This is a genomic window from Rouxiella sp. T17 (assembly GCF_036663475.1).
In the GTDB taxonomy this organism is placed as follows: domain Bacteria; phylum Pseudomonadota; class Gammaproteobacteria; order Enterobacterales; family Enterobacteriaceae; genus Rouxiella.
This window is the reverse complement of sequence record NZ_JAWUEA010000037.1, coordinates 184,060-199,771: the sequence shown is the minus strand read 5'-3', so window position 1 is coordinate 199,771 and position 15,712 is coordinate 184,060. Positions and strand designations below refer to the sequence as shown.

Annotated in this window: 15 protein-coding genes; 6 read left to right on the top strand and 9 right to left on the bottom strand. The window is 51.5% G+C overall.

All coding sequences use genetic code 11. From position 1 onward, the window contains the following. The first annotated feature begins 586 nt into the window (after window positions 1–586). Window positions 587–2,092, top strand: coding sequence for a glycine betaine/L-proline transporter ProP (proP, locus tag SC206_RS16200; RefSeq protein ID WP_332738777.1), 1,506 nt, complete (start codon window positions 587–589; stop codon window positions 2,090–2,092). Between the two features lie 171 nt (window positions 2,093–2,263). Here proP and mqo read toward each other — a convergent pair whose 3' ends face one another. Further along, window positions 2,264–3,931, bottom strand: coding sequence for a malate dehydrogenase (quinone) (mqo, locus tag SC206_RS16195; RefSeq protein ID WP_332738667.1), 1,668 nt, complete (start codon window positions 3,929–3,931; stop codon window positions 2,264–2,266). Between the two features lie 222 nt (window positions 3,932–4,153). Here mqo and SC206_RS16190 point away from each other — a divergent pair, with 222 nt between their 5' ends. Then, entirely contained in the window at window positions 4,154–5,785 is a 1,632-nt protein-coding gene (locus SC206_RS16190; RefSeq protein ID WP_332738665.1) for a sensor histidine kinase, read from the top strand. Continuing rightward, on the top strand, window positions 5,782–6,501 hold the full coding sequence (gene dcuR / locus SC206_RS16185; protein ID WP_332738663.1) for a two-component system response regulator DcuR: 720 nt from the start codon (window positions 5,782–5,784) through the stop codon (window positions 6,499–6,501). The genes SC206_RS16190 and dcuR overlap by 4 nt, the downstream gene beginning before the upstream one ends. Window positions 6,502–6,528: 27 nt before the next feature. Here the strand turns inward: dcuR and SC206_RS16180 are convergent, their stop codons facing one another. Further along, window positions 6,529–7,281, bottom strand: coding sequence for an SDR family NAD(P)-dependent oxidoreductase (locus tag SC206_RS16180; RefSeq protein ID WP_332738661.1), 753 nt, complete (start codon window positions 7,279–7,281; stop codon window positions 6,529–6,531). A gap of 135 nt (window positions 7,282–7,416) precedes the next feature. Next, window positions 7,417–8,325 (bottom strand): AraC family transcriptional regulator, encoded by a 909-nt coding sequence (locus tag SC206_RS16175; protein WP_332738775.1) that lies wholly within the window; start codon window positions 8,323–8,325, stop codon window positions 7,417–7,419. 129 nt (window positions 8,326–8,454) lie between these two features. Here SC206_RS16175 and SC206_RS16170 point away from each other — a divergent pair, with 129 nt between their 5' ends. Continuing rightward, the gene (locus SC206_RS16170) at window positions 8,455–9,456 is read left to right on the top strand and encodes a saccharopine dehydrogenase family protein (RefSeq protein WP_332738659.1); all 1,002 of its coding nucleotides are present in this window, start codon (window positions 8,455–8,457) and stop codon (window positions 9,454–9,456) included. Here the strand turns inward: SC206_RS16170 and SC206_RS16165 are convergent. The 3 genes from SC206_RS16165 to SC206_RS16155 form a co-directional block, all read right to left on the bottom strand. Then, the gene (locus SC206_RS16165) at window positions 9,403–10,329 is read right to left on the bottom strand and encodes a DMT family transporter (RefSeq protein ID WP_332738657.1); all 927 of its coding nucleotides are present in this window, start codon (window positions 10,327–10,329) and stop codon (window positions 9,403–9,405) included. The genes SC206_RS16170 and SC206_RS16165 overlap by 54 nt on opposite strands. After that, the gene (locus SC206_RS16160; RefSeq protein ID WP_332738655.1) at window positions 10,326–10,910 is read right to left on the bottom strand and encodes a TetR/AcrR family transcriptional regulator; all 585 of its coding nucleotides are present in this window, start codon (window positions 10,908–10,910) and stop codon (window positions 10,326–10,328) included. Before SC206_RS16160 ends, SC206_RS16165 begins: the two co-directional genes overlap by 4 nt. A gap of 128 nt (window positions 10,911–11,038) precedes the next feature. Next, the gene (locus tag SC206_RS16155) at window positions 11,039–11,338 is read right to left on the bottom strand and encodes a hypothetical protein (RefSeq protein ID WP_332738653.1); all 300 of its coding nucleotides are present in this window, start codon (window positions 11,336–11,338) and stop codon (window positions 11,039–11,041) included. Between the two features lie 347 nt (window positions 11,339–11,685). Between SC206_RS16155 and SC206_RS16150 the strand changes: the two genes are divergently transcribed. Beyond that, entirely contained in the window at window positions 11,686–12,114 is a 429-nt protein-coding gene (locus tag SC206_RS16150) for a hypothetical protein (protein ID WP_332738651.1), read from the top strand. Between the two features lie 152 nt (window positions 12,115–12,266). On the opposite strand, the gene SC206_RS16145 is transcribed toward SC206_RS16150, so the two are convergent. Beyond that, complete coding sequence (locus tag SC206_RS16145; RefSeq protein ID WP_332738650.1) at window positions 12,267–13,016, bottom strand: SDR family NAD(P)-dependent oxidoreductase; 750 nt, start codon at window positions 13,014–13,016, stop codon at window positions 12,267–12,269. A 206-nt stretch (window positions 13,017–13,222) separates the two neighbouring features. Here SC206_RS16145 and SC206_RS16140 point away from each other — a divergent pair, with 206 nt between their 5' ends. After that, window positions 13,223–14,140, top strand: a complete 918-nt coding sequence (locus SC206_RS16140; RefSeq protein ID WP_332738649.1) for a LysR family transcriptional regulator — start codon at window positions 13,223–13,225, stop codon at window positions 14,138–14,140. A gap of 93 nt (window positions 14,141–14,233) precedes the next feature. Here SC206_RS16140 and SC206_RS16135 read toward each other — a convergent pair whose 3' ends face one another. Together SC206_RS16135 and SC206_RS16130 are read right to left on the bottom strand one after the other, a co-directional pair. Continuing rightward, the gene (locus tag SC206_RS16135; protein WP_332738648.1) at window positions 14,234–14,926 is read right to left on the bottom strand and encodes an amino acid ABC transporter permease; all 693 of its coding nucleotides are present in this window, start codon (window positions 14,924–14,926) and stop codon (window positions 14,234–14,236) included. Window positions 14,927–14,944: 18 nt separating this feature from the next. Then, entirely contained in the window at window positions 14,945–15,637 is a 693-nt protein-coding gene (locus SC206_RS16130) for an amino acid ABC transporter permease (RefSeq protein ID WP_332738773.1), read from the bottom strand. Between the last annotated feature and the right edge of the window lie 75 nt (window positions 15,638–15,712).

The window sequence follows — 15,712 nt, the reverse complement described above, 5'->3', positions numbered from 1 at the left end:
GACGCTACCTATCGTGCTGGTTATCTCCCGCCTGCTGTATATTGCCGTGAAATGGCACGGTCGAACAAAAGAATGCGGTGCTTGATGACGCCAATAAAATGCCTGTCTGGCCAAGCCGGAACGCGATAGAAATCAACGACAATATTTTAATCGTCAAATTGAGTTCCAAGTTTAATACCTACAATATTGAAAAGCTCGACAGAAGATAATAGTTGAGTCCTGAGGAGAAAATCCTCAGGTTTTTTCTCTAGCTAAATCCTAAAGACTCACACTTAATTCATTAGCCTGTTATTTAATCATCTCGTTTGATTTTTAATCACATCCCCTCGTGGCATTATCCTGCTATTTCCCCCTGCGTAAAATACTTAAGTGAAATAACGATTACTAAGCGACCTAATTAAATTTTGTGATCAAATCCGCCCTTTTAAAATATTTCCCCGGCAAAAATTTTATTTATTGCCAATAGGGCGAAATTTTTGCCTTATTCATAAAGCGACATATAATAATTTTGTTAACGAACGATTTATTGAGAGTGTAATTTCTCAAGCAATGATTGCAGAGTTATTAAAGACAAGGGAAGTATATGATTAAATTAAGAAAAAAACGCATCAAGCCGATGCACATCAATGATATTACTATCATTGATGATACCAAGCTCAAAAAGGCGATCACCGCCGCTGCGCTCGGTAATGCAATGGAGTGGTTTGATTTCGGTGTCTACGGTTTCGTCGCATTTGCGCTGGGGCAAGTGTTCTTCCCGGGCGCGGATCCGGGTATTCAGATGATTGCCGCGCTGGCAACCTTCTCCGTGCCGTTCCTCGTACGACCTCTGGGCGGTCTGTTCTTCGGCGCGCTCGGCGACAAGTTTGGTCGTCAGAAAGTGCTGTCGGTGACCATTATTATCATGTCCGTCAGTACCTTCTGTATCGGACTTATTCCCTCCTACGATTCGATTGGCATCTGGGCGCCGATATTACTGTTGCTGGCAAAACTGGCGCAGGGCTTCTCCGTTGGCGGCGAATACACGGGCGCGGCTATCTTCGTGGCGGAATACTCGCCGGATAGAAAACGCGGCTTCCTCGGCAGCTGGCTAGACTTCGGCTCCATCGCCGGTTTCATCCTCGGCGCGGGCGTGGTTATTCTTATTTCCAGCATCATCGGCGAAGAAAACCTCATTGCGTGGGGCTGGCGTATTCCGTTCTTTATTGCCGCGCCGCTGGGCCTGATTGGTATTTACCTGCGCCACGCGCTGGAAGAGACGCCAACTTTCCAGCAGCACGTCGACAAAATCGACAGCGATTCGCGTAAAGAGATTGCCGAGCCGCCAAAAGTCTCGTTCCGCGAGATCCTGACCAAACAGTGGAAACCCCTGATTATCTGCGTCGGGATGGTGATTGCCACCAACGTCACCTATTACATGCTGCTGACCTACATGCCGAGCTACCTCTCGCATAGCCTGCACTATTCAGAGGACCACGGTCTGCTGATTATCATCGCTATCATGGTCGGTATGCTGTTCGTTCAGCCAATGATGGGCATGCTCAGCGACCGATTTGGCCGTAAGCCGTTTGTTTTAATCGGCAGCGTGGGGCTGTTTATTCTGGCGATCCCGTGCTTTATTCTGATTCAGAGTAACGTTATCGGCCTGATTTTCCTGGGCTTGCTGATTCTAGCCGTGTTGCTTAACTGCTTTATCGGCGTGATGGCTTCTACCCTGCCCGCGATGTTCCCGACCAACATTCGTTACAGCGCGCTAGCGATTGCCTTTAACATTTCAGTGTTGATTGCAGGCCTGACGCCAACGTTCGCGGCGTGGCTGGTTGAATCTACCAATAACCTGTTTATGCCAGCTTACTATCTGATGGTGGTGGCAGTGATTGGTTTCGTCACCGCAATCTTCATGAAAGAGACGGCCAACCGACCGCTGAAAGGCGCGACGCCAGCCGCTTCTGACCGTGCGGAAGCGAAAGAAATCCTGCAAGAACATTACGATAGCGTAGAGCAGAAGATTGAAGCTATCGACGAGCAGATTGCCGAGCTGCAAAAGAAACGTTCTAACCTGATTGATCAGCACCCCGAGATCAACGGCTAACGTTTAGCATAGTTAACGGAGTTTCAAGGCCGGTCAGCGATGACCGGCCTTTTTTATGGACGCAAAAAAACGCCCAATGCGAGGCATCAGGCGTTTGATTTTTTATGACTTACTTTTTAACTGTTTAACGTACTGAGAACGGCTTAGCTTACTGATTTGATAATCAGCAATTTACAGCGCCATATCCGCTTTCGCAGGTTCAGGTTTGCCCGGAACAGCGGCTTCAACAGCGCCTTGAACCGCGGCTGTAGCGCTAGTTTGCGGCATGTTGATAACTGGTGGTTTGGTCAGTTGCAGCGTCGCCGCTGTATCATTCCAAACACGCTGAGTCAGCGCAGCGTCGTCATTCAATTTCTGACCGAAGCTTGGCACGATCTGACGGATTTTGCTCTGCCATTCCGGTGACTTGAACTCGGTTGGGAACAGTTTTTCCATCACGCTGATAGCAATCGGTGCCGCAGTAGACGCGCCCGGTGAAGCACCCAGCAACGCAGCTACGGTTTTCTGCTGGTCAGTGATGATTTCAGTACCCAGCTTAAGAACGCCGCCTTTATCTTCATCTTTCTTGATGATCTGCACGCGCTGACCGGCCTGAATCAGCTTCCAGTCTTCTTTTTTAGCGTCTGGATAGTACTCTTTCAGTGCTTCAAAGCGGTCGTCATCGCTCAACATAACCTGACCAATCAGATACTTAACCAAGTCAAAGTTATCCAGACCCACGTGAGTCATTGGCATAAAGTTGTGCGTGGTCGTGGTGCCCAGCAGGTCAAACAGTGAACCGTTTTTCAGGAACTTGGTGGAGAAAGTCGCGAACGGCCCGAACAGCACCACGCGTTTTCCGTCGAGATAGCGCGCATCGAGGTGCGGAACTGACATCGGCGGAGCACCAACAGAAGCCTGACCGTAAACTTTTTCCTGATGACGCGCGGCAATTGCCGGGTTTTCAGTCACTAGGAACGAGCCGCCAACCGGGAAGCCAGCGTAGTTATCCGCCTCTGGAATACCGGTTTTTTGCAGCAATTTCAACGCGCCGCCACCCGCACCAATGAAGACATATTTCGCGTCAACGCTGCGCTCATCGCCGCTTTTCGCGTCTTTGATCGTCACGTGCCATGAATTGTCGCCGTTGCGCTTGAAGTCGGTGACTTCTGACGAGGTTTCAAGCTTGAAGTTACTGTTTTTCTTCAGACTGCCAATCAGCTGACGGGTAATTTCGCCGTAGTTAACATCGGTGCCGACCGGCGTCCACGTCGCGGCGACTTTCTGCTGCGGGTCACGCCCTTCCATAATCAACGGCGCCCATTGCTGGATCTGCTGGTGATCGGTTGAGAATTTCATGCCCTGGAACAGCACGGTTTTCTGCAACGCGTCATAACGCTTGTTGAGGTATTCGACATTTTTGTCGCCCCAGACAAAGCTCATGTGCGGCGTAGAGTTGATGAAAGAATGTGGGTCGTGCAGCACGCCGCTTTTAACATTCGAGGTCCAGAACTGACGCGAAATCATGAACGCTTCGTTGATTTCCAGCGCCTTGCTGACGTCGATTGAACCGTCTTTACGCTCAGGCGTATAGTTCAGCTCCATGTTGGCCGAGTGTCCGGTCCCGGCATTGTTCCAGCCGTTGGAAGACTCGAGCGCCACGCCGTCAAGCTTTTCGACCATGATCTGTTTCCAGTCAGGTTGCAGCGTTTCAAGCCAGGTGCCGAGGGAAGCACTCATTACGCCACCGCCGATCAACAGTACGTCGGTTTTCTCTGGTGAAGTTTCAGCGTGGAGCGCGGTAGAAACAAGTAATGCAGAAAGAGAGAGCGAAGTCAGTAGTTTTGTGGATTTGTTCATTCCAGGTCTACACTTTGTTATTGTGGGTCGGAAAAAAGTGCGGGGAATTTAAAATATTGTTACAGCCAAGTTAATGTGTTTTTAGTTATTTAATTAATAATCGCAAATTTTAATTTTTTTAATTACTAAACCTACACTCAACAACACAAGACCCTCTCTACGGCGGTACTCTATGTCATTGATCTTCTCCTTCACGTCGTTTCGCTTCGCAATAGACACCTTATGATTCAGGCCCAAAAGCAAGATCCGGCGCGTCGACGCCCGCTAAAACTCTCTACGCTGGTGAGCCTGATGTTCGCCGCCGTAATCGCGACCGTGCTGTTGAGCGTCAATTTTCTCTACTATATACAGATAGATAATTTCATCAGGGCGCATTTGAATGATAAAGCGCTGGCCGTGGCGCGCACGCTGGCCGATTCCCCTGAAATTCAGCACGCGCTGACCCTCTCGCCGACCGACAATATTATTCAGCCGATTGCCAACACGGTGGTTAAACGCAACGATTTACTGTTCGCGGTTATCATTAATATGCAGGGCATTCGTTACTCGCATCCTAATCCGCAGTTTATCAATCACCATTTTATTGGCGACGATTTCCTCCCTTCCCTGCGCGGGCTGGAAAATCTCTCCGTCAATCATGGCGTACTCGATGAGGCGTTACGCGTTTTCACCCCCGTTTATAATGCCGAACATCAACAGGTTGGCGTGGTGGCGATCGGTATTTCAATAAGCGAGGTCAATGCGCAAATCACCCGCAATCGCTGGAATATTTTCTGGACCGTGCTGGTCGGCGCGCTGGTCGGTTCATTAGGCATTTTAATTCTGGTGACACGGCTGAAACGCATTCTTTTTGGCCTCGAACCTTATGAAATTTCAAGCTTATTCGAGCAGCGGCAGGCAATTCTTGAATCGACCAAAGAGGGCGTCATTGCCGTCGACGAACACGCGCGCGTGACCCTGATTAATCAGGCGGCCCGCACGTTGCTGAGTGAAACCACGACCGAAGCGCCGCTAACTGGCGAGAGTATTCCCGAGAACTCGTTAATTCTCAGCCACCTGCGCGACGCGTTGCACAACGGCACGGCCTGGCTCGATGAGAAGGTCAGCACGCGAGGCAGAACGCTTATCAGCAATACTGTGCCCGTGCGCAGCGGCCAGCGGATTATCGGCGCGGTCTGTACTTTTCGTGATAAAACCGAAATCAGCCAGCTCATGCAGCGGCTCGACGGCATGGTAAACTACGTCGATATTTTGAGTGAACGTTCGCACGAATTCATGAACAAGCTGCACGTCATTCTTGGCCTGCTGCACCTGAAAAATTATCCGCAGGCCGAGGCGTTTATTTTGCAATCGGCCAACAGCTATCAGCATGAAATCGGTGCCTTGCAGCAAAAGATTGGCTCGCCAATGATTGCCGGTTTCGTGTTGAGTAAAACTAATCGCGCCGCCGAAAAAGGCCACCAGCTCACGCTGAGCGACGCCAGCTCTTTGCCGGATATCGGCAGCGAACAGCAGGTCGCGGTGTTGATTACCGTGCTCGGCAATCTGATTGAAAACGCGCTCGAAGCGCTTGCAGATCAGTCAGACGGCGAAATTCACCTGCTCCTGCACTATCAAAATGGCTGGCTGGCCTGCGAGGTCGGCGATGATGGCCCCGGCATTCCGGAAGACTATTTGCCGCACATTTTCGATAAGGGGCTGTCGTCGAAAGGCAACGATCGCGGCGTCGGACTCTTTTTAGTCCACCAGCAGGTTCGCAGTCTCGGCGGCCAGATTGTGGTTGAATCAGAACCGGGCGTTTACACGCAATTTTTAGTCCAGCTTCCGTGGGGAAAAGGAAATAACAGCGTATGATCAATGTATTAGTGGTTGATGACGACGCCATGGTCGCCGAGCTAAATCGGTGTTATGTCGATCAAATAGAGGGTTTTCACTGCTGCGGCACGGCGTCGACCTTGCAGGAAGCGAAAGATCGGCTGGCCCACAGTTATCCCGTGGTCGATCTGATTTTGCTGGATATTTACATGCGTCATGAAAACGGGCTGCAACTTTTGCCCGAGCTGCGCGCCTCGGCACGGCCTGTCGACGTGATTATTATCTCCTCCGCCGCCGATGCTGCGACCATCAAAACCTCGATGCATTACGGCGTGGTCGATTATCTGATTAAACCCTTTCAATTTCCGCGCTTCCAGGAGGCGTTGACCCATTGGCGGCAGAAAAAACAGCTGATGGAGAATCAGCCTTTTTATCAGCAGGCCGATGTCGATCGCCTGATTCACGGCAGTGCGCCCGCCGATAACGAGCAAAAACGGCTGCCAAAAGGGCTGACGCAGCAGACGTTACGCACGCTGTGCCAGTGGATCGATGCTCATCCCGACATGGAATTTTCCACCGATGAGCTGGCCAACGAGGTCAATATCTCACGCGTCTCTTGCCGTAAATACCTGATTTGGCTGGCGCAGATGAACGTCCTGTTCACCAGCATTCACTATGGCGTCACCGGCAGACCGGTCTACCGTTACCGCCTCCAGCTCGAACATCTCGGCGTATTAAGGCATTACTGCGAATAACACTCTGATAAATCACCGAAAATTAATCTAGATCATGTAGCCGCCGCTGACTTCAATGGACTGCGCATTGACCCAGCGATTGCCTTCCGACAGCAGGCTTGCGATAGCCTGTCCGATATCATCGGGCGCGGCGATACGTTCCAGCGCGGTTTGCGCGGCAAGCATAGTTTCAAACTCGGGGTATTGATCGAAAGCGCCGCTGGTCATGTCGGTACGCACCGCGCCCGGTGAAATCGCGTTAGCGCGAATGCCGCGCGGTCCAAACTCTTTCGCCATATAGCGCGTGACCACTTCCATCGCGCCTTTGAAGGCCGCATACGGCGCAGCGCCCGGAGTGGCAACGCGGGTGGTGGCGCTGGTCAAATTAATAATCTGGCCGCCATCGGCAATCATGGGCAGCAAGGCCTGAGTCAAGAACAGCGGGCCTTTCAGATGCACGTTCAGCAAATCGTCAAATTCACTCTCTTTTAAGGCATCGATAGCCACGAAGTTGCCGAAACCTGCGTTATTTACCAGTCCGTCGAGCTGCGTGCTGCCCCACGTCGTTTCAAGCGCTTGAACCAGCGTGGCTTTGAACGGCGTAAAAGAGGCGATATTCGCTACGTCGAGTTGCAGGGCAACGGCTTTACCGCCAGCAAATTGAATGCTTTTCACCAACGCTTCAGCTTCTTCTGCATGGCTGCGGTAGGTAATGATTACGCCCATGCCTCGTTTGGCACATTCGATTGCCGTACTGGCGCCAATGCCGCGATTTGCGCCGGTTATCAAGATTACAGTCATGTCTCTTTCCTTACATTTGGGTGTAAAGAAAGCATACCGACCCCGGCTTGCAACGACCTGCCCTATCCTGCCTGAAAACTGCCTAATACTACTTTAATCAGGTCAACTGCTTTCAATCAGGTCAACCGCCTTAAATCAGATCATCAGCGATTCTGCTGCGCCTACTTCTTCACGCAGTCGGCTAATATCTTTTAAAGGAGGAAGGCCAAAGAACCGCGCATATTCCCGATTAAACTGCGTCACGCTCTGATAACCCACCTCCAGCGCCACGGAGGTGACATTCAGCTGACGGCGCAGCAGCAGCGTTCGGGCGTGCAACAGCCGCACCCGTTTTTGATACTGCAACGGACTCATCGCGGTCACAGCTTTAAAATGACGATGAAACGCCGAAACGCTCATCGCGTGACGCTCGGCCAGCGCATCAATGCTGAACTCCTGCATGTAATACTGTTTTATCCAGCTGATCGCGTTGGCGATGCGCCCGAGCATGGTGTCGGGAGAGGCGATGTCTCGCAACATCCAGCCGTGCGGCCCTTTCAATACGTGATACAAAATCTCGCGTTCAAACACGGGTGCCAGCACGGGAATATCTTCAGGCTGATTCATCAGGCGCAGCATGCGCACCCAGGCATCCAGCAGCTCTGGCGTCACCGAGGCCACCGAAAACGCACCCTGCACGTCGTCCGAATGAACTCTTGGCGGCGCATCGGCCAGTAACTCTGCCACCCGTTCGGGCTGCAACGTCAGGCTGACCGCCAGATAAGGTTCACGCGCGGCCGACGGAAATACCGCGCCCACGGCCGGAAGATCGACCGACATGACAAAGTAGGACGCGGGATCGTAATGGAAAACTCTGTCACCCACGCTCATGGTTTTACTGCCACGCAGGATCAGGTTGATCATGGGTTCATAGACTGCTGAAAGCGCGTGCTGGGGAATACAGCCCTGCACCATCGCGACGCGCGGAATGCCGGTTTCGGTTCGCCAGTTTCGGGCGTGGGCTGCCAACAGGCATAGTTCGTCGAGCAAAGCTTGCTGACTCATCATCTTTCTCCTCGCCATTGCGGTTTCGCGAGCATAGAGCAGAAATAGGCAACAATCGAGCAGGAATGCTGAATTCCTCTCAGACCTATTCGTTTAGTCTTTCCTCACCGAAACTTAAGAGGAAAGATAATGAAGACGTTAATGATTTATGGCGCGACCGGTTATACCGGCAAGATGATTGCCCATCAGGCGAAGAAAGCGGGGTTGAATTTTGTTGTTGCAGGCAGGGATAAACAGAAGCTGGGCGAGCTGGCCGAAACCCTTGGTGTCAGCGCTGCGGTGTTTACGCTGGAAGATCCCAAGCTTGTCCGCGAGCAGCTGGTTGATATTGCCGTGGTGCTGAACTGCGCGGGTCCGTTTGCCAAAACGGCAGAACCGCTGATCAAAGCCTGCATCGAAAACGGCATCGATTATCTGGATATTACGGCAGAAATTAATGTTTATCGTCTTGCCGAATCTTTGCAGCAATCGGCCACACAAGCGGGAAGCATGCTAATGCCGGGCGTGGGCTGGGACGTGGTGCCGACCGATTCGCTCGCCGTCACCTTGTCACGTCAGGTAAAAAATCCGCAGCGATTGCGAATCGCGCTGCAAGTGGCGGGGTCGATGTCACGCGGCTCGGCGATTAGCGCAGGAGAGATTTTCAGTGCTGGCCTGCTTGCCCGGGTCAACGGTGAATTGACCACCAAACAGGACGCCAGCATGGGAATGTTCGATTTTGGTCTCGGCGCGGTCGAATGCGCGCCACTTTCGTTCGGCGATTTGGTCACGGCGTGGCACTCCACAAGCATTCCAAATATAGAAATGTTTGTTCATGTGGCGGGCGCGGGATTTCCAGAAGGTGACCTTTCGCTGCTGCCTGACGGGCCGTCACTCGACGAGCTACAATCAACGCCCGCCCGCGCGGTGGTTGAAATCACCGGCGCGGACGGAGAGGTCCATCGTGCGATTATAGACACGGTGAACGGCTACGCCTATACCCCGCTGGCAGCGATCGAAGCCGCCAAACGCGCGCTTGAAGGCCAGCGCGCGCCCGGATTCCAGACTCCCGCGAAAGTCTTTGGCGACGACTTTGCGCTAAGCATTCCGGGAACGCGAATAACGGTACTGAACGGGCAAGGTAATCACTAACAGGCAAGCGACGACCAGACCGATGCCGAGCCAGCCGAGCGGCGGCAATCTCTCGCCAACTATCACTACCGCCAAGATGGCGGCCACCACGGGTTCAATCAGCGTGATGGTGGTCGCCATGCTGGCGGAAATGCGCGCCAGCCCGAAGCCGTAACACAGATAGCCAATGAACATTGGCACCAGCGCCATGTAAGCGCCTACTGCGGCGTTGTTCCACGAGGCGAGCAGCGGCGCGCCCGTCAATGCCAACACCGGCATGAGCAGTAAACCGCCTAATCCAAATGTGGCACCCATCGCTGCGCGAGAGGGAATTTGCTGCTGCATCAAGCGCCGCGCGGCCCACGAATAGAGCGCGTAAGTGAATCCGGCCACCAACCCTAAAATGACGCCTGCCATTATCTGCGAAGATTCGGCAGATTCGCCCTGCCCGCCTTTTTCGGCCACACTAAGCAACAACATGCCTGTCACGCCGATTGCCGCACCGAACATCCAGCGGCGAGAAAGACGTTGTCCATCAAGGCGATACTCGATTAATGCGGATAATAACGGTGCCGATCCAATAGAAATTACCGTGCCGACGGTCACGCCCGCCAAGTGCATCGAGGCATAAAAAGCGAGCGGATACACGACGACTGCCAGCGCGCCAATCAGTAATAAATTCCAATTTTTCAGCAAAGTAGGCGCATATTTTACAAGACTGTTGGCAGCAATCGCGGCCTGCAATAGTCCGCCCACGCCCATCGCCACCGCGCCAATAGCCACGGCGCTGACCTGTGGGGCAAAGGTGGCCGCCGTGCCGGTGGTTCCCCACAGCAGCGAGGCAAAAAGCACGGCAAAAATCCCGACAGTTCGTTCACTCGAATTTAAGCTCATGCCTCCTCCATCATGGTCGCGGCCATCGCCATCGCCTGACGCACGCAGTCGCCGTTGCCTTCGAGACCGGCGCGAGAAATGCTGCCTTCGAGCAAGAAGGCGAAATGTCGGGCGGTCAGCGCGGCGCGGGCTTCATCACCTGAAAACAGCTGGCAAAGATGGTGCGACAAAATGGCTTCGACCTGCTCTTTATGACCCCGCACCGCCGCTCTGCCGGGAGATCCGGCGGGCAGTTCTGCGGCGGCGTTGAGCAATCCGCAGCCGCGAAAACCCCGCTCGTAGGCAAACTCTGCGTGATCTTCATAGGCTAAAAAAACTGCCAACACTTTCTCGCGGGGATTTTTGGCCTGCTGCTCGCGCTGGGCATAAAACGCCAACCACTCTTCATGACGGATTTGCAGATAAGTGGCGACCAGCGCGGCTTTCGATTCAAAATTGTTATACAGACTTTTCTTCGCAACGCCGGCTTTTTTGACCAGACTGTCGATGCCGGTGGCAGCAATGCCATCGTTATAAAAGAGGACCCGTGCAGCATCAAGCAGACGATTTCGTGCGCTGTCGGGAAGAGTATTGGCGGGCATGAAGAGCAACCTCAGGAAGTCGAAGTAGGTAGACCAGTCTACCTACTGTCGGGTTGCAGTCAAGAAAGGAGAACGAAAAATAATAATCCAAGCTAAGTTACTAATGGATAAGCTCATGAAAAATAGCGTTAATCGATGGCCTGCGTTGGGACCAGCCGAAGATGTGGAGACGGCGATTTTACCCTTATCTCGGCGTTTTCCAGCCAACCTGCCCTTTCAGGTTTGCGGCAGCTGACGCTGATATACCCTTCCAACCAACGACGCGTTTTGTGCATCAACAGCAATCGGTCTTCGTCTGCTTCAATTTCCGCCATCATTTTCAATTGTTTCACTAAATTGGCGGTCGTGACTTGCTCGCTGTTGAAGAGAAGGTTTAAGGCCGCTTCGCCCATCATTTTATTACCTTTTACTTCATCAGAAATAAACAATTTCTACCTCCTAAAACGTTAATTTTAAATAAGGTAACGCTTGTCTAACGTTTTTAATTATAGTCTATACCGCCCTTTTTTGAGCCAATCTGTAATAAAGTTTTGTGCATATGATAAATAGGTATTATCTATTTTACTTATCAATCCCGCAGTTCGCTGATAACGTTGAATATTCTTCAACTCACGAGTAAATAGCTGTTTTAAAATGAGAATTTTCCGCTACATCTATAGCCGATAATTTGGACAACTCAATCATATGCTTGCGTCACAGCAACCTTTGATCAGATGAGCTAAATTACTCGCCATTCGGAAATATCCAGGTAATTGGGATTTATCAAGGACAGATTATGCATTTAGCCAAGATGTTTACCAAACGCCCTTTTAGGCTGGTTTTATTAATTATCATCGTTCTTGCCGTCTATAAGCTTGCACTCTTCTCACCTTTTGAGCAGTCGATTATTAAAAGAGTGGCGGTTAATAACTTAGTCACTCTTTACATTACGCAGGCTAGCGCTGGTGCAACTACGCGTTATTCCTACCGTTATTATCTCCTTGACGCAAGTAAAAATGAGGAGGAGGTAAATAAATTTATCTCTAACGAAAAACAGCAGCCATTTCTTATCACTGATGGTGAAAATGCTTCTGCCGTCATAAAAGAGAACAGCATATATTTAAAAATTAAAGGAACGATTTACTCTTATCAGAGCTCTGCGGCATATAGTAATAAGATTGGCACCTTCTCAATCCCCGTCTATCTCACCGCATCCCCGTGGTAATGTCACTCGGTTGGATAAATGTTAATAAAATCGGCCTGTAGAATTATTATTAAATTTTACAGGTCCGATTATTTTTTTAAAAAAATACGTCGTTTAAGGCTGCATTAAACACGGTTTTGTATAAGTTGTAGTGAGTATATCGTCAAAATCCCTTAAACCTGAGCCATGCCGCCGTCGACGAACAGTTCGATGCCGTTTACAAAGCTCGAGGCGTCTGACGCTAGGAATGTAACGACTTTAGCGACTTCTTCGGGTTCGCCGACGCGACCTACCGGGATCTGCGCGGCAAAGGAATCATATAAACCCTGGCGTTCGCTCTCATCCACTAATCCACCCAAACCCGGCGTTTTGATTGGGCCCGGGCTTACTACGTTGACGCGGATTTTTCTGTCTTTGAGATCCAACGCCCACGAGCGGGCAAAGTTGCGCACGGCGGCCTTACTGGCGCTATACACGCTGAAGCTTGCCGTGCCTTGTATCGAGGTGGTGGAGGCAGTCAAAATAATCGATGCCCCATCCACCAGCAACGGCAGCGCTTTTTGCACAGTGAACAACACTCCCCTAACGTTGGTGCCAAAAATTCGGTCAAAATGCTCTTCGGTAATCGCGCCTAAAGGCTGCATGTCACCGCCGCCTGCATTGGCGAAGAGAATATCTAGGTGTCCGGCCTTGCGGGCAATTTCAGCATAAACATTATCTAAATCAGTGAGTAATGAGGCGTCGGCGCGAATTCCCGTAGCGGCCTGACCAATTTTTTCTACCGCTGCATCCAGTTCTGCCTGACGGCGTCCGGTAATAAAGACTTTTGCGCCCTGCGTCGCCAACTCCTGCGCCGCCGCCAGGCCAATTCCCGTGGTGCCGCCGGTTACCAATGCGATTTTACCTGCCAGTTGATTGTTCATGCTTTACTCCACTCGGTCATTTAGATGGATAGTTTAGATGTCTTGTTTAGGATTTCGGTTTGCCTTTCCCACTCGCTGCCTGTTTATTTAAAGCAGCTCGTCCGGGCTTGAAATAACAATAGACTCGTAAGGAGTTTGGATAAATCATGTAAAATGAAAATGATTATTCACCGCTGTAGATAATAGAAATCCTAAAGGCGAAACTAATGAATCAACTGCAAGCGATAAAAGCCTTTGCAAGAGTGGTCGAGATGGGCAGTTTTACGCGTGCCGCCGATTCACTGGATGTTCCAAATGCGACGCTAAGCAAGATGGTAAAAGAGTTGGAGAATCATCTGGGTACGCGATTACTTCAGCGCACCACGCGCCGCGTAACGGTTACGCCTGAAGGACAGGATTATTATCAACAGACGTCGCGGGTGATTAACGATCTCGAAGATATTGATTCGGCACTTAACGCCACGCACAGTAAGCCCAGAGGTAAATTACGCATCGATATTGGGTCTTCAACGGCTACTGATATTCTTATTCCCGCGCTACCGGATTTCATCGCCCTGTACCCGGATATTACGCTGGAGCTTGGCGTATCAGACCATTCAATCGATCTCATCGGCAATCACGTAGACTGCGTTATTCGTGGCGGTAATCTGGATGATTCCAGCCTGATTGCTCGTGCGCTGGGTCATGCCGAGATGATTACCTGCGTCTCTCCGGCCTATTTAAAACTTTACGGCGTGCCGGCTTATCCTGATGAGCTAAAAAATGGCCATCGATTAGTGAGTTATGTTACGCATCACAATAGCCGCGCGGTGCCTTTTAAATTTATGCAGGACGGCGAGTTAATCGAAATAAAGGCCGAGCAACGATTTAACGTGAACGAAAGTAATGCACATCTGGCGGCAGCCGTGGCGGGTATCGGTATTATTCAAACCTTCACCTACTGTGCAGCGGCTGGATTAAAAACGGGGGAGTTAATAGAAATTCTTCACGATTGGCGACCGCCGGTTTATCCGTTTCACGTGGTGTATCCACAAAACCGTCATATGACCCAGCGTCTGCGGGTATTTATCGATTGGTTGGTAACGCATTTTCCGCCGCGGCTTAACGGCACGCTAGCAAAATAATCGTCTCTTATTCGCTGTCTGGAGTCGTTAACTGAAAAACGAGCTTCCCTGCCCGTTTTTCATCTATTGCTTGTCAGTAAATCATGTCGAATATCAGGTTCTAATACGCAGACGCGCTTCGAGCAGGTCGGCGATTTTAGTCACCACGTAAGCTATCACCATGTAGAACAGCGCGGCGAGAATAAAGGCTTCGAGATAGTAGAAGTTCAGCGCGGCGGTGAGCTGAGCCTGCGCAAAAATATCAACTACTTCAATAGCAAACGCCAGCGACAAGGCTTTCATGATGACCATGAACGAGTTGGCGAGGTCTGGAATGGCCGAGACGATGATCTGCGGAAACAGCACGCGGCGAAACAGTTGGCCGTTGCTGTAACCCAAAGAGTGCGCCGCGTCGGATTGTCCGCTGTCGAATGAGTTTAACGCCCCTTTCACTACCTCAGCCTGAAACGCCGCCACGCAGGCGCTTAACGCCACCACGATAATCACCCAGTTTGGCAACGAATGACCGTTCACTTCGATACCAAACAGACCAGCGACAAAGTGCAGCGCGGGCGGCAAGCCGTAATAGGCCAGAAAAATCGCCACTACCATCGGCACGCCTTTGAAAACCACCTTGTAACCCGTTACAAGGTGGCGCAGCACGGGAATTCGGCGGTGTTCGATCAGCGCAAACAGGCCGCCGACAAGCGTCGAAAAAACGAAAATGGTCAGCGCCATCGCCAGCGTAACCGGCACCGCGTCGAGAATGCTCCAGAAATCCGGTAGCAAAACATCCCAATCAAACATGTTTAATCACTCTCTCTGTCAGACGCTCGGCGTGAGCTTGATGTTGGCCTGCGCCGTTTTCGACGTGTATTTTGCGCTGCGACGTTCGAAAACACGCACGATAAGCCACGCGATCAGACACAGCAGGGAATACAACACCGCCAGCACCAGATAAGTGCCGAACTGATATTGGTTGTACGCGCGTTCCATGATCAGATGCGCCGTCGCCATCACGTCGGCCGCGCCGATATACATCACCAGCGCCACATTGTGGATCAGGTAAATGACCGAGTTGCCATAGCCCGGCAAGGCGATGTGCAAAGCTTGAGGAGCGACAATGCGCGTCAGTTTTTGGCGAAAACTGTAGCCCATGCTGTCGGCGGCGTCATGCTGGCCGCGCTCGACCGCCAGATAAGCCGGACGCATAACTTCCGACAAATAGCCGCCGTGATAGAGGCTCAGCCCAACCATCGAGGCGATCGTCGCCGTGAAAATATCTTCAATGTGGAATAAACCGGCCAGCATCGGCAGGCCGTAAAATGCCACAAACAGCTGGAGCACAACGGGCACGCTACGCGCATAGGAGACGTAGAGGTCGGCGAGTTGGCTAATCACCGGCACTCTGCGCACGCGAAACGTCGTTGCGACAAGAGCCAGGCAGAAACCGGCGATGAGAGCCACAAACATAATCGCGAGCGTCAGCGGCAGCGCCGACAGCAGCTCGGGAATCATTGTAGTGAGATCCACGTTAATACACTCCTAAATGCAATTTCAGCCTCGACTCTTGTTCGCTGGCCCTTTCAACGC

Coding starts and splice junctions, on each gene's coding strand:
- mqo (WP_332738667.1), bottom strand. CDS start 3,931: ATGAACAAATCCACAAAACTACTGACTTCGCTCTCTCTTTCTGCATTA.
- SC206_RS16190 (WP_332738665.1), top strand. CDS start 4,154: ATGATTCAGGCCCAAAAGCAAGATCCGGCGCGTCGACGCCCGCTAAAA.
- dcuR (WP_332738663.1), top strand. CDS start 5,782: ATGATCAATGTATTAGTGGTTGATGACGACGCCATGGTCGCCGAGCTA.
- SC206_RS16180 (WP_332738661.1), bottom strand. CDS start 7,281: ATGACTGTAATCTTGATAACCGGCGCAAATCGCGGCATTGGCGCCAGT.
- SC206_RS16175 (WP_332738775.1), bottom strand. CDS start 8,325: ATGAGTCAGCAAGCTTTGCTCGACGAACTATGCCTGTTGGCAGCCCAC.
- SC206_RS16170 (WP_332738659.1), top strand. CDS start 8,455: ATGAAGACGTTAATGATTTATGGCGCGACCGGTTATACCGGCAAGATG.
- SC206_RS16165 (WP_332738657.1), bottom strand. CDS start 10,329: ATGAGCTTAAATTCGAGTGAACGAACTGTCGGGATTTTTGCCGTGCTT.
- SC206_RS16160 (WP_332738655.1), bottom strand. CDS start 10,910: ATGCCCGCCAATACTCTTCCCGACAGCGCACGAAATCGTCTGCTTGAT.
- SC206_RS16150 (WP_332738651.1), top strand. CDS start 11,686: ATGCATTTAGCCAAGATGTTTACCAAACGCCCTTTTAGGCTGGTTTTA.
- SC206_RS16145 (WP_332738650.1), bottom strand. CDS start 13,016: ATGAACAATCAACTGGCAGGTAAAATCGCATTGGTAACCGGCGGCACC.
- SC206_RS16140 (WP_332738649.1), top strand. CDS start 13,223: ATGAATCAACTGCAAGCGATAAAAGCCTTTGCAAGAGTGGTCGAGATG.
- SC206_RS16135 (WP_332738648.1), bottom strand. CDS start 14,926: ATGTTTGATTGGGATGTTTTGCTACCGGATTTCTGGAGCATTCTCGAC.
- SC206_RS16130 (WP_332738773.1), bottom strand. CDS start 15,637: ATGATTCCCGAGCTGCTGTCGGCGCTGCCGCTGACGCTCGCGATTATG.